Genomic DNA, 12,880 nt, shown 5'->3' on the forward strand with positions numbered 1-12,880 from the left:
GCACACTGATGAGGTACATTCTCGTCACCCTCGTTTCCAGTTCTGAAAAGGGATTCCCCCCTATAAAACGTTGGAAGCGTCGTTATAAAACGGCAGGCAACAAAGGAAGCCTACTGGACTGACACAGCTAAAATTGTGGAATAGATTTGACGCTTAAACTGGGCGCAAGCCTTGCGCCCCTACAATTCTAATCTACCATTTTAGGTGTGCCACGACAGTAGAGTCGGTGTAGGAGGACGTAACTCAGTGATGCGAACGTTTACGGCGCTAAAGCGCAACTACGAACCTATGACTTGAAAAGCGCTGTAAGCTAAATGGTGCTGACTCGCATAGCCTGGAAATAAATGAATTATAATCGCCATAGCGGTTAGGACGCATCATTTGGTAGAGACGCGCCATGGCGCGTCTCTACAACAGTTCGTTTGTCCTAATTGATGTGTCTACGGCTATAACTCTTTGAACCCGTTTCAACGGGTTTCAGCTTTTAGCCCCAACTTTAGTTGAGGGCTTAAGTCTAAGTCACCATCCACGCAAAGCGCAGGCGAAAACCTTCCATGATTCCACCGCTAGGGGTTGTCTGGCTAAGGCTAAGAGCGCGTGCTTTCTTGCTGTTGCCAGATTACCTGATCCTAATGCCCACCACGTCCATTGACGGTGTAAGCCGCTGATTGACTTGGACGGTTCACTGCTACTATCCGATAGGATGGGCGGTTCCAATCCTCGGCGCTGATGGGCTTCTATTGTGGCTAAATGGGCGCACTGTTTTTGTTCAGAACGCCGAGAGTGACCGACACTCGTGGGGTACAAGCGGAATTCTAACAGTGTGTCTGGCAGATTGGCGAGTTTGCCAACTTCTGCGAGTCTTAAGAACAGATCTCGATCCTGTGCGTAGGTAAACTGTTCACGATAACCACCAATACTTTGCAGGACACGACGACGCATCATAACGGCTGGATGACCAATAATCCCAGCCTGACCCGCCATGTATGCCGCATCAATTTCTTCATGAGTAGTTAGTCTTGAGCAGGTAAAAATGGGCATCCCTTCAGGATCAATGACTAACATGCGACAACCAACGGCTACATAGTCAGGATTTTCGTCTAAAAAAGCTACTTGTTTGGCAAATCTATCGGGTAAGGCAATATCGTCAGCATCCATGCGAGCAATATATTGTCCTTGAGCATAACTGAGTCCCTGATTGAGTGAAATAGTCAGCCCCTTATTGCTCCGGCTAATCAGTTTAATCCGTTCATCCTGCTTTTGCCACCCTTGCACTATGGACTCAGAGTTATCAGTCGAGCCATCATTGATGATGATAAATTCCCAATCCGTAAATGTTTGACTGAGAATACTTGCTATCGACTCGTTTAAGTAACGACTGCCGTTGTAGACCGACATGATAACACTGATTTGGGGCGGCATAAGAATGGGGTTAATGATATTTGGCTAGAATTACCATTTTTCCGCAATTTTATACTGAGTTTGGGTTAGCCACGTATTTTATATACTGCACACGATCACAATCTGAGTAAGCTGTCATGCATTTAAATTGGGTATTAGTAGCGAGCAAGATGCTCGCACTACCATCCTTTCGCCATTATTGACATTAAGGTTTAAATGCCGAACAGCTTATTTGTCATAGTCCTGAGCGAAGCATCTGGTGAGATTATTCACTCCGCTTCAGTTCCTTCGCTTCGCTCAGGACTCAGAATGACAGATTATGACTGTGCAGAGTATAATCCAGTCCGCGTAGGCGGACTTTGTTTGTGTAGCAGCGATTTTAATCGCCGTGGCAAAGAAGTTCCTAACGACTGGACACAACTGAATCAAGGAAAGAGAATAACAGACTTTGATTAAGCCGTGCCTCTTCTTTGAGTTTATACCAATTCTGATCGCGAATGGATACTTGACGGCGACTGCTTTGGATAGCACGGTCTATTTTATCCATAACTGTATCTTCAGTTACACTATTAAGCCTGGTGCATTGTGAGGGGCGATCAATCTGTCTGTAGAAACGAGGTGTTTTCTGATGATTGGCAAAGGACTCACAGTAGACACCTAAACCGTAAGCTACGATGCCAACATGAAGCTTGGGGGTTAAAACGGCTGATAATTGAGAAATTAATGCCGTCGTTTCCCATAGTCCATGGAACGGAAATTCTAAACATTGCTTGCCCGTAGAACTCTGAATTATTTGGGTTAAATTGTTACAGGCTTTCTGGGATGAATGAATATCCCCGTCATCTGAAAAAAGGATGGGGATAACATCTGAAGCTGAAGTCAAAGACGCTAGTAAACTTTTTCTCAATAAATCGGCTTGAGGATTTTTTCTCAGATAAAGGGAAGGTTGATGAATGCCCAACAATATCATTCCTTTATAGGGGGCTAAGCGTTGAGTCACAACCTCAAGTGCTGCGGTGGGAATATCTGTTTCATTCAATGCCAAAGCCGCATCTGGGGCAACGACCATAAGAGAACGAATATTTAATTCTTCTTGTAAAAATTGCTTTGATTCTATATTGCGAACCGATAAGACTCTAGCATTTTTGACAATGCGTCTGACTTCCTGTCTGACAAAGATATTGGAAAGAGGACCCGCTTCTACTCCCAGGATTGCATAAGGAATCTTCCGCCACAGACAAATTTCAGCCGGTAATACATGCAGGCGAAAGAAGCGTTTATTCCATTTTCCACCAAAAGTCTTATTGCGGTTACTTTCAGGTTCGCCAAAATATCCTCCTCCAGCATAAATTAGGGCTTGCCAATGTTGGTTTTGTTCTAGACCAATAATTGCCTTAGGGAAATGAGTCCTAAAGCTATCTCGCTCTGCCTGGGGGACTAAAGGATAGACAATGGTCTGATTGACTTTGCTTTTAATCCAATTCTCAAAAATTTTGATTAGCAGTAAGTCGCCAAAGTTATTATTGTAGTAAGCACCATGAAGAGAAATCATGACATGTTTGTGGCTGTTATTTCAAAAGTACGGGAAAGCTAGCATGATTACGGGCTTTTTACTAATTGACTAACGATTGGACAGCTTACCGTCATATCTGTTGGTTTATTTAGACCAATGGGATAAATCTCGATTTAGAAATTCAGACAGTCTTTGATTCGGTTCCTGGAATCTCTCTAACAACATCTGACGGGTTTCTGGAAGCATTGGCTGAGGGTCGTATTGTTTCTTAACCTGTTCTCCGTAAGCGGTCTTCCTTAACAGCTGGTAAATTTTATCTCTCGACGACTTAGGCAGCAACATCCTCACTGAATTGGCTCCGGGTATTTTACGCAAAGGAGCAAATAGGTTGGAACGATAAATATTTTCAAAATGTTGACTCGCTTTATTGGCAGCCACCTCATTTTCTGACATTACATCAATTCCATCATCAATACCAATAAAATTGAAAACTTTTTCCAAGGTATCTTTAGGCTGCTGAACCAAGTCATCCATTAACAGAAAAAGGAATGCTTCCTTAGGAAAAAACTTGAGATATTGTTCTATTTGCAACATATAATCACTGCCATCTAGGGAAACCGTTGTTTTTTGAATATGATCTTCAAACGTTTCTTGAAAATTTAATTGGCGATTGGTGCGATTAAGATGTACATAGTAAGAATATGCTCGTTCTACCGGATGTCGCATAATGTAAATCATCTTTACATCAGGCAGATGTTTAGCGATACGCACTGCCGATTCTGGAAACTGCGGATACTTGGTATAGTCTGTTGTTGCCTCACCGCAAACTTGATCAGGTCTAGCCCGACTGAACAGTGAAGCATACCAGTCAATTCCTTTGGCATAAATATCATCGCGGCTAAAAAAATTAGGTTCTTTGTTTCCTTTTTTGCCAAAGATTTCAGGTTCTTTACATGGGTTATAGAATTGCGGATGCTTACATAAATACTTAAATAATGTTGTTGTTCCGCACTTGGCTGCACCTATAATTAAGAAGTCGGGTAAGCGCATATTTTTATTTCCGAGAATGTTGAGTTTTGCGTTATGTAGAACAGCTACCAGGTACGTGAGGTACACCCAAATGTAGGGGCGCAAGGCTTACGTCCTCCACATCCACACAAGTACCCCATCCTGATGAGAAATGCTATATTACGTGTAAGAACTAACTTGAGCAACTAACAATTCACTTAACTAAGAACAGAATTATGTACAATTAGGCGAAACTTTACTTCTTGAACATAATTTGTCATATCACCATTTATTTATGTTTCCAAAACCACTTCCTGATAACTCCCCGACTTAACCACCCTTCCCTTCTCCAACATATATACGCGATCGCAGTTTTCAACCGTAGACAATCGATGAGCAATCACAATTAGGGTTTTCGTCCCCGCCAGAGCGTTAATCGCCTCAGTCACCCGACTCTCTGTCTCATTATCCAATGCTGCTGTCGCTTCGTCCAGCACCAAAATCTCCCGTTCATGATAAATCGCCCTAGCAATGCCAATCCGTTGGCGTTGTCCCCCGGATAAACGTACCCCCCGTTCACCAACCCCCGTCTTTATCCCATCCGGTAACTGCTCAACCAATTCCTCAAGCTGCGCGGCTGCGATCGCCTTGTACAATCGTTCCTGATCAATCTGCTCATCAGGAACACCAAAAGCAATATTCCGTTCGATTGTATCATCAGTCAGAAAAATAGACTGGGGAATATATCCGACCAGATCTTGCCAAGAGCGCAGATTCTCATAGATGGATACACCATCGACTTTAATATCTCCACTCTCTAGCTCTAAGAGTCCCAATATTACATCTACTAACGTTGTCTTTCCCGCTCCCGATTTACCAATTAAGGCAATGGATTCCCCTTTCTTAATCTTAAAAGAAATCTGGTCAAGAGACGGATCTGCCGCCCCCGGATAACGATAGGTCACATCCATCAGCTCTATTTGATTCGCGAAACTCAAAAGGTTCCCGTTTTGATTTCCTCGCTTAACTGATTCTTTCGCTGTTGAATCGCTTAAACGTTCTAAACGATTATGGACTTCTCGTTTCTCTATCTCCTTAAGATCCAAGTAGAGCATATCCAGCGCATAGCTTGAGGTTCGCAGTTTCGCCATTGACTGAATGAATTGATTCGATGCCGGAATTAATCGCACTGAAGCGACGGCAAAGACCCCCATCACAGCGGTTAAATCTTCTCCGCTTTCACTAAAGAAAACTTGAAATAGAGAGACAAAAAGGACGACAAATACAATTAAACTGGTTTTAATAAAAATGTTAGGCAATAGATTAGACGCTTGAGACAAAGTAGCTGCCCTAGCATATTTCTGAACTTGCGCGTCCATTTTATTCTCGAAATACGATTCACAGCCAATTACCCGGGTCTCTTTTAATCCGCCAATACCGTGATTGATCGTGCGAATCATTTCCTTTTGAGTTTTGGATTGAATTTTTCCCCACCGCTTAAATTTATATCCAAATTTATTAAAGACTAAAAATGTCGGTACTAAAATCACCAAAATCATCACAAGGAGTAAGGCATTATTATAAGCCATTAACCCCATTAAAACCCCGATCACAATACCATTTGTTGTAAACAAAAGCAAGGCTAATAAACAGCCAGTAGTAAACGTGTTTGTTTCACTCAGTATATTCTTGATAATGTTGGCTGTATTTTGTTTTAAGTAAAATGTATAGGGTGCTGCTAAATAGGCTTTAAGTAATCGGGCTATCAGTCGGCTTTTTTGTTGGTAGGTGTATCGATAAACGTAGGTTTGAGCTGAAAAATACAACAGGGCTTGCAGACAAAAAGTTATAATAATGACAAATCCGACAATGGGAATAAATTGCTGAGGTGATTCAAATCCTGACCTTCGATAAGCCCAGTCAAGTACAGTAATACTTTGAATCGATTCTGGGTTAGATGCTAGGCTGATAAATGGTCCGACTAAACCAATCCCAAAAGCTTCAAGAATTGAGGTTAAGATAAATACCAATAAGAGGAAGATAAGACTTTTCCGGCTGCCCGTTAGAACATATAAAACTTTGGAAAGGTACTCAATCATCTGGATAAGTGTTTGTTTTAATTTTAGAGTCTATTTACCTGAACTGTCAGGGATGGGGAAGGGCGCACATCTGTGCTATTTACCTGACTAACCGCCAGCTAGGGGGAAGGGCGCACGTCTGTGCTCCCCTACGGATGACCTTTTTTGATAAACGGGATTTTCTTTGATCGGCAATACACATAGAATGCTGAAGGTGGGTTGGCTTATGACCACACTGTTGGCTTTATGGTGGAAGGCTATAGCTCAATTCACTGACAGTCGGGTAGGGTAGCCAGTCTATCCTAATACTCTTCCAATTTTAGAGGATAAATAGCTCAACTGTTAACCCTTGACTCCTATGAAACACTTTTTGTCACAGAGGGTTGAGGAGAGGGCGACCCGAACCCATTCAGTAGCTGGAGTTGTTAATTAGTGCAAGCGGGTCGCCCCTACCTTACTTTTCACGGTATGTGGTGCAACGAAGGGAGGTAAGTTTTGACCCTTCGCTTCCCTCGATGACATGACGCCTCTCGTGTGTAGGGGAGGGTTTCACGACTATCTTTTCGGTTCCATCCAGATGTGACTAAACCCGCCCCGAATCAGGGTTCTAGACTTTGTGAAAACTCAGGTCGCCCCTACAGGTTCACCCCAGTTTTTGGGCGACTAAGGTTATCAAACTAATTCTATTTGCGAATCATCGCCAATCATAAACCTCAACGCCTTAGGACGCCGTGGCGCTACACTTAACTGCGCCCGCTGTCCTATCACACTATCTACAATCCGCTGCTGCACACCAATCACCTTAGCACCCTGTAAGATAACGCTATGCTCTAAGTCCGTATCAATCAGAGTAACCTGGTCAGCTACACTACTATAGGGACCAATAAAACAGTTTTCCAGATGGCAATTTCTGCCAATGGTTACTGGTCCACGAATTGTACAGTTAACTACCTGGGAACCCTGACCAATCTTGACCCGCCCAATCACCTGACTACTTTCATCTACCTCACCCTGGACAGCAGTTTCTAAAAGGGTATCCAAAATAACCCGATTGGCTTCTAACAGGTCATCTTTTTTCCCAGTATCCAGCCACCAACCCTGTAACTGGAAGGACTCCACCTTCTTGGGTTGGTCAATCAGATATTGAATCGCATCGGTAATTTCCAGTTCCCCTCTAGCCGAAGGTTGGATATTCGCGATCGCCTGGTGAACTGTGTTAGAAAATAGATAAATCCCCACCAATGCCAGATTCGAGGGGGGCACTTTGGGTTTTTCCACCAACTGCAAGACTCGCCCCTCTTCATCCACCTTCGCCACCCCAAACGCTGTTGGGTTAGGGACGGTACACAGCAGGATTAAGGCATCTAGCTGCCGTTCGTGAAAGCGTTGGATAAATAAGCTCAAGTCACTTTGTACCAGGTTATCACCCAAATACATTAAAAAAGGCGAATCCCCTAGAAACGGTTGAGCAATCTTAACCGCATGGGCTAATCCGGCTGGTTGATCTTGCAGGATATACGTAATCTTAGCCCCAAAGCGATCGCCCGTTCCGGTTTTGGTCTTTACTTCCTCTCCGGTTTCTGGACTAATAATAATTCCGATATCGGTAATCCCAGCGGCGGCAATTGCTTCAATTCCATACCATAAAATCGGTTTATTGGCAACCGGAACCAGTTGTTTTGCCCCAGTATAGGTTAGGGGGCGTAGTCGCGTTCCTTTTCCGCCGGAAAGAATCAGTGCTTTCATTGGATTCGCTTAGATTGGTTGGAGTGGCTGGTGTTGATGGAGAGGCACTAAAGTGCCCACTACGAGCGAACACGAGAAAGGATTTTTCTCAATCTATTATATCCTCAGAGTCTCAGTTCAAAGGGGTAAGTCAGACCAAAGGTCTTTCAAGGGTGAATCGCGAATCACGGAAGCGATATCAGCTTGTTGTTCATCCGTAAGCTGGGTTTTCCACTTGGACATACTGGTGCGAGGATCGCGGTAGACACTAAAATATGCCTTAGATTTATCAGCCAACTGGCGTTCGCCAGAGGTGGATTCCTTGATAAACTCGCGAGTGGTTTGACCCAATTCCCAACCCACGAAGTCGAAAATTTCAGTAATTTTGCCCTGAGGATCTTCACATAAATCTTCATAGACAACCACCAATCCCTGATCATAAGAACGAGTATACTCAACTAACGGCTCGACTTGGATGCGCCAGCTTATAGCACCTAACTGAATATCGGACATTTCCTCCAAGCGATCGCGATACTCCGCTAGAAAGCCACCTCCAACTGCGTCAATCGACCGCCGTATCCGTTCTCGTTTCTCTGACTGTAAGGATTTACTAATCTGTTTAAGTTCTTTTCCCTTGAGGGTAGAGGCAATTCTACCAAAAGGGTTACGGATCATCCCAATCAGCTTAGGTTGCAGCACTTCACATAGGCGAGGTAATAACGGGACAAAGAAATTCACATCCTTAATCAAGACGGGGGTGTGTGGGGTGAGTTGAGTTTGTCCATACCACTCGTATACCGACTTTAATGATTCGATACGATTACCCAAACCATACAGCAAGTGTAATAACTGGGGGTTTTGCCAGCGAAAACTCTTAGCCGGAAATGGGGGTAAATCTACCTCGTGGTGACAGCGAGAACATAGCCGATCGAAGCGTTGACGCAATTTTTCTACATCTGTAGACTTCAAATCGTTTTTCCAATCCCGGTAAAGGGGCGATCGGGCAAAGGGTTCGTATTTATAGGTACAGTGTTGATATGTGTTCATCATCTGACCTAACCAGGTTGTCCCTGAACGACCTGGACCTGTAATTAAAACGTAGTTAAATGGAGAGTCCGTCTGAGTCATCTGATGGGTCTAGCTACTATGGGTGTTCAAGATTGGGACTTTCCCAATCAATTGTTATGCTATGTCATGTAGAGGTGTAAGGGTGAGAGTTGGTGTCAACCTGTTAAAAATATTCAATACCTTGAGAAAGACCCCTCCCTAACCCTCCCCTTGTCAAGGGGAGGGAACTCATCTGAAAGCATTTATTTGGCGGTTAATGTATAGAGTTGTTTAAGCATCTGCCGCAACGCTGTGCGCCAATGGGGAGGATGAGTCCCCACAACAGCCGATATCTTTTGAGTCGAGAGGACTGAATAGGCTGGACGCGCTGCTGGTGTGGGATATTCAGCCGTGGTGATTGGTATAACTTGTTTGATCTGTAACGGGAAGCCAATCTGTTGTGCTTCCTCAAAAATAGCCACAGCAAAATCATACCAACTGGTGACACCGCTATTGGTAAAGTGATAGATACCCGTCAGAGTGTCGGATTTGAGAGATTGAACCAACTGCGCGATCGCACTTGCCAAGTCCCCTGTCCAAGTCGGCGTCCCCACTTGATCCACAACCACTCGCAGTTCATCACGTTCCGCCCCCAGTCTTAACATGGTTTTGACAAAGTTGCCTTTCCCTTGCGCCCCATAAACCCAAGCGGTTCTCAGAATAATCGCGCGATCGCAGTTTTTTAGCACCCCCTCTTCTCCTAAACGCTTCGATTGACCGTAGGCGTTTATGGGCTCAGGTGTATCCTCTTCAGTATAGGGTGTATTTTTTCGCCCATCAAAGATATAATCGGTGGAAACGTGAATTAACGTTGCCCCTAACTCTTGGGCGGCTTCTGCCATAATCGTGGGCGCTGTACCATTGATAGCATTTGCCAGTTCAGTTTCGGTTTCCGCTTTATCCACGGCGGTATAAGCGGCGGCGTTAACAATCACATCGGGTTGAACTTCACCAATAACCTGGCGAATTTTATCTGGTTGAGTTAAATCCAACCCCTGGCGGTCAACTCCCATCACCTCTCCTAGGGGAACCAGGGTTTGTTGTAGTTCACTCCCCAGTTGTCCAGCCATACCTGTAAGTAAAATTCGCGTCATGGATAAACTTCCGCTGTTTTCAAGGGTTGCCCGGCTTGGTCTTTTGCCGATAAGATAGGAGCTGTCGTCAAATTCCAATCAATTCCCAAGTCTGGGTCATTCCAGAGTAATGTCCTTTCGTGTTGGGGAGCGTAATAGTCAGTCGTCTTATACAATACCTCAGCTACCTCGGAAACAACTAAGAAGCCATGGGCAAAACCCGCCGGAATCCAAATCTGTCGCTTATTTTCCGCACTCAGCAAACAGCTAACCCATTGTCCAAACGTGGGAGAAGTTTGGCGAATATCTACCGCCACATCCAATACTGTCCCCACGATAGCTCGAACTAACTTCCCCTGGGGTTGCTGGATTTGATAGTGTAGCCCCCGGAGAACGTTTTGGACGGAACGGGAATGATTATCTTGGACAAAGGCTGCGCCTATATTGGCTTTCTCCGTAAACGCTTTCTGGTTGTAGCTTTCCAAGAAAAAACCACGGTCATCCTCAAAGACGCGAGGTTCAATAATTAAGACGTCTGGAATTTTACTGGGGATAATGTTCATTTATACCTATTGTAGACAAGTTAATCAATCAATTAAATTTCAGCTTAATCCAACTTCAGGAGGATGAAAGTCTGTCATTATCTAGTTTATCCTCCTTTTATCCCTCTGGCATCCCTAGGGCGCAAGTAACAGACAACCCTTTTTCTTTATCACTTTATCTTAAGATTTGTTGAAAATCCTAAATTATATACAATGTGTGGATTACAATTACCTAGAAGCTAAGAATGGGTAGGCGTTCGCTCTCATCTCGTTCAGTCAAAATCAGAAAAAGCGATGAAAGAATCATTGTGGGTCTATATTAAAGAAGCCGTTCCGCGTGACTACAGAACTAAATACAGAAAGCAATACAAGCAATTCAGAAAGTTTACAGCAGAACCTTTCATCACACTGAGACGATTTTCGCTGAACTTTCGAGAACTTCCCCCCATAGTCGAGCCAATTTTTATTGTAGGAACTGCTAAAGGAGGAACCACTCTCTTAGGGGAATGTATGGGACAGCATCCCAATATCTGTCATCCCAGTTATGCCAATTTTGAGCTATCACCGGAGTGGTGTCAGTTAGCTAATATTGAGCTGGCTGCACCCTCTACCAAAAAAGAACATTGTCCTCCCCTTTCTGCAGAGGATGTAACTGAAGAGATTTGTCAAAGCGTGAGAGAAGGCTTTGCTCGAATTATGATCGAGGAAGGTGGGAGCAAAAATACGCGATTCTTAAACAAAAGTCCCCATTTATGGAATAAACTGCCGTTTGTGCATGGCATTTTTCCGGATGCCCATCTCGTTGTTTCTAGCCGCGATATTGTCAGTAGTGTCGCTAGCCTCAAGGAAACCTGGGCTAAACTTGAAAAAGTTATTGGTGGTTTAAAGCACTATCTTCCTGAAGATTCCCAACACTGTTGGAGTTGTATTCGACCTAACTCTTCTACGCCAATTGAACCAGAGCGAACTTTTCCGGGGGGAGATGTTTCTGTATTAGCTGATTATTGGTTGCGAGTCTACCAAACCATTGATGAACAAGCTTCTGAGTTCAATGCCGTTTTTCCGGTACGAAATCGGGAGTTTGCCCAGAATCCAGATTTAGTTTTCTCTCAACTCCACCAGGCGCTGCATTTACCGGATGTAAACTATTCCTTACCCATAAGACTTAGACAATCCAGACATCAGCGCTGGCGGGAAATTTTAACTGAACAGGAACAAGAGTCGCTTAAAGCTTTTATAGAAGCCCATTACAATCAGATAACGTCTTTAAAATATGCAGATACTACAATAGCGCTATAGCCGCTTCAACAGAGATACGGTAAATCACAAATTAGCACTCATAACCGAAATCAGCTAAGTTTATTCCGATCAAACTACTTGTTGGTTGATTACTTTGACGAAAAGAATCTCCAACACGCTGATCGATGAATTGCTTCCACTGATTTTCTATCCGCTCATGAATGCTAGCTGGTATCAGTTTATCGGCTGCTGCTGATAATTTACCCGTAATGTGCATCCCCATTCTGTTATACAGCGGAAACAAGAAATTTAATTGCCGTTTCACCACTAACTTGCCCCCTCGATAGCCAGGATTTTTAATAACTTCTTTTTCAGGTAAATTTCCTATTGAGCCGCTAAAGTTTAAGATATTTTGAGCGAAACTTTGTTGATCTTTCTTTAATAATTCAAAAGGCATAACCAAAACATTTTCTTGACCGAAAACGTTTTGATAATGTTCAATCAATGAATCGTATTTTACAAAGTCTAATTTAAAAATTGGATTTGAATCATTTGCTGGTTTTTTATCCGTTGGGATAGTACCGAAAAATTCCTCTATGGTTGGAGTCATACCAAACTTAATACACTGTCCATACGCCGACAGCAAAATGGATTTTTGTTCACGTATTATTACTAGAATTCGCGCTTCAGGAAAGGTCTTATAAATTCTATCTGCAACCTCTTTTTTCCAACTTTTACGCATTAAGTCACCGCTTAAATGCTCGTTAGATAATACGGGGATCAGATTTTGCTGAGTAGCTTCCTGCAAACCTGATTTAAATGTTCTGCGTAATGTATCAGCATCAAAAGAAGAGTCACTAGAATTCACAAATTGCTTCTTAGCTATCTTAGATTTAGCACCCCAATAAGCCAAAAAACCTGTTTGTTTATCAGCAAACATAACCTGCTGTAGCCAGGATGAGGCACATTTGGGATAACCAATATGGATCAAAATTCGTGTATTAGACATATTTGATGGCTTTTTCTACTAGCTCTCTCAGTTTATTAATATTAACATATTGACCGGCATTATCCTCTTGACACACAAATACACCGTACTTCAAATTCCTAATTGCAGCGAGTTTCCGATATACGGGATTCCCACGACTTTTTCTAAACAACTCAATAAAGACCGATTCAGACGGTGTAAATGCT

The 12,880-nt window shown here is 43.3% G+C and carries 10 protein-coding genes; 1 reads left to right on the forward strand and 9 read right to left on the reverse strand.

Annotation, left to right across the window (positions count from 1 at the left end; all coding sequences use genetic code 11):
* Positions 1-519 precede the first annotated feature (519 nt).
* The 8 genes from RIC07_RS15195 to rfbC form a co-directional block, all read right to left on the reverse strand.
* Positions 520-1,422, reverse strand: a complete 903-nt coding sequence (locus RIC07_RS15195) for a glycosyltransferase family 2 protein (RefSeq protein ID WP_446395268.1) — start codon at positions 1,420-1,422, stop codon at positions 520-522.
* 382 nt (positions 1,423-1,804) lie between these two features.
* Positions 1,805-2,953 (reverse strand): polysaccharide pyruvyl transferase family protein, encoded by a 1,149-nt coding sequence (locus RIC07_RS15200; protein ID WP_446395269.1) that lies wholly within the window; start codon positions 2,951-2,953, stop codon positions 1,805-1,807.
* A 105-nt stretch (positions 2,954-3,058) separates the two neighbouring features.
* The gene (locus tag RIC07_RS15205) at positions 3,059-3,964 is read right to left on the reverse strand and encodes a sulfotransferase domain-containing protein (protein ID WP_446395270.1); all 906 of its coding nucleotides are present in this window, start codon (positions 3,962-3,964) and stop codon (positions 3,059-3,061) included.
* A 251-nt stretch (positions 3,965-4,215) separates the two neighbouring features.
* Entirely contained in the window at positions 4,216-6,021 is a 1,806-nt protein-coding gene (locus RIC07_RS15210) for an ABC transporter ATP-binding protein (RefSeq protein ID WP_446395271.1), read from the reverse strand.
* Positions 6,022-6,672: 651 nt separating this feature from the next.
* Positions 6,673-7,746, reverse strand: coding sequence for a glucose-1-phosphate thymidylyltransferase (locus RIC07_RS15215; protein WP_446395272.1), 1,074 nt, complete (start codon positions 7,744-7,746; stop codon positions 6,673-6,675).
* A gap of 117 nt (positions 7,747-7,863) precedes the next feature.
* A complete protein-coding gene (locus tag RIC07_RS15220; protein ID WP_446395273.1) occupies positions 7,864-8,853 on the reverse strand; it encodes a sulfotransferase domain-containing protein in 990 nt (329 codons plus the stop codon).
* Positions 8,854-9,035: 182 nt separating this feature from the next.
* A complete protein-coding gene (gene rfbD, locus RIC07_RS15225; RefSeq protein ID WP_446395274.1) occupies positions 9,036-9,926 on the reverse strand; it encodes a dTDP-4-dehydrorhamnose reductase in 891 nt (296 codons plus the stop codon).
* Complete coding sequence (gene rfbC, locus RIC07_RS15230) at positions 9,923-10,468, reverse strand: dTDP-4-dehydrorhamnose 3,5-epimerase (protein WP_446395275.1); 546 nt, start codon at positions 10,466-10,468, stop codon at positions 9,923-9,925. The genes rfbD and rfbC overlap by 4 nt, the downstream gene beginning before the upstream one ends.
* A 273-nt stretch (positions 10,469-10,741) precedes the next feature.
* On the opposite strand from rfbC, the gene RIC07_RS15235 reads away from it, so the two are divergent.
* Positions 10,742-11,746: a sulfotransferase gene (locus RIC07_RS15235; protein WP_446395276.1), complete on the forward strand. Its 1,005-nt coding sequence runs from the start codon at positions 10,742-10,744 to the stop codon at positions 11,744-11,746.
* A gap of 31 nt (positions 11,747-11,777) precedes the next feature.
* Here RIC07_RS15235 and RIC07_RS15240 read toward each other — a convergent pair whose 3' ends face one another.
* Entirely contained in the window at positions 11,778-12,695 is a 918-nt protein-coding gene (locus tag RIC07_RS15240) for a sulfotransferase domain-containing protein (protein ID WP_446395277.1), read from the reverse strand.
* Positions 12,696-12,880 lie beyond the last annotated feature (185 nt).

Source organism: Coleofasciculus sp. E1-EBD-02, from assembly GCF_040218245.1.
Classification (GTDB): domain Bacteria; phylum Cyanobacteriota; class Cyanobacteriia; order Cyanobacteriales; family Coleofasciculaceae; genus Coleofasciculus.

Excerpts from the sequence above, each read along its gene's own strand:
- RIC07_RS15215 (WP_446395272.1), bottom strand. The coding sequence starts at position 7,746 with ATGAAAGCACTGATTCTTTCCGGCGGAAAAGGAACGCGACTACGCCCC.
- RIC07_RS15205 (WP_446395270.1), bottom strand. The coding sequence starts at position 3,964 with ATGCGCTTACCCGACTTCTTAATTATAGGTGCAGCCAAGTGCGGAACA.
- RIC07_RS15240 (WP_446395277.1), bottom strand. The coding sequence starts at position 12,695 with ATGTCTAATACACGAATTTTGATCCATATTGGTTATCCCAAATGTGCC.
- RIC07_RS15235 (WP_446395276.1), top strand. The coding sequence starts at position 10,742 with ATGAAAGAATCATTGTGGGTCTATATTAAAGAAGCCGTTCCGCGTGAC.
- RIC07_RS15195 (WP_446395268.1), bottom strand. The coding sequence starts at position 1,422 with ATGCCGCCCCAAATCAGTGTTATCATGTCGGTCTACAACGGCAGTCGT.
- RIC07_RS15200 (WP_446395269.1), bottom strand. The coding sequence starts at position 2,953 with ATGATTTCTCTTCATGGTGCTTACTACAATAATAACTTTGGCGACTTA.
- rfbC (WP_446395275.1), bottom strand. The coding sequence starts at position 10,468 with ATGAACATTATCCCCAGTAAAATTCCAGACGTCTTAATTATTGAACCT.
- RIC07_RS15210 (WP_446395271.1), bottom strand. The coding sequence starts at position 6,021 with ATGATTGAGTACCTTTCCAAAGTTTTATATGTTCTAACGGGCAGCCGG.
- RIC07_RS15220 (WP_446395273.1), bottom strand. The coding sequence starts at position 8,853 with ATGACTCAGACGGACTCTCCATTTAACTACGTTTTAATTACAGGTCCA.
- rfbD (WP_446395274.1), bottom strand. The coding sequence starts at position 9,926 with ATGACGCGAATTTTACTTACAGGTATGGCTGGACAACTGGGGAGTGAA.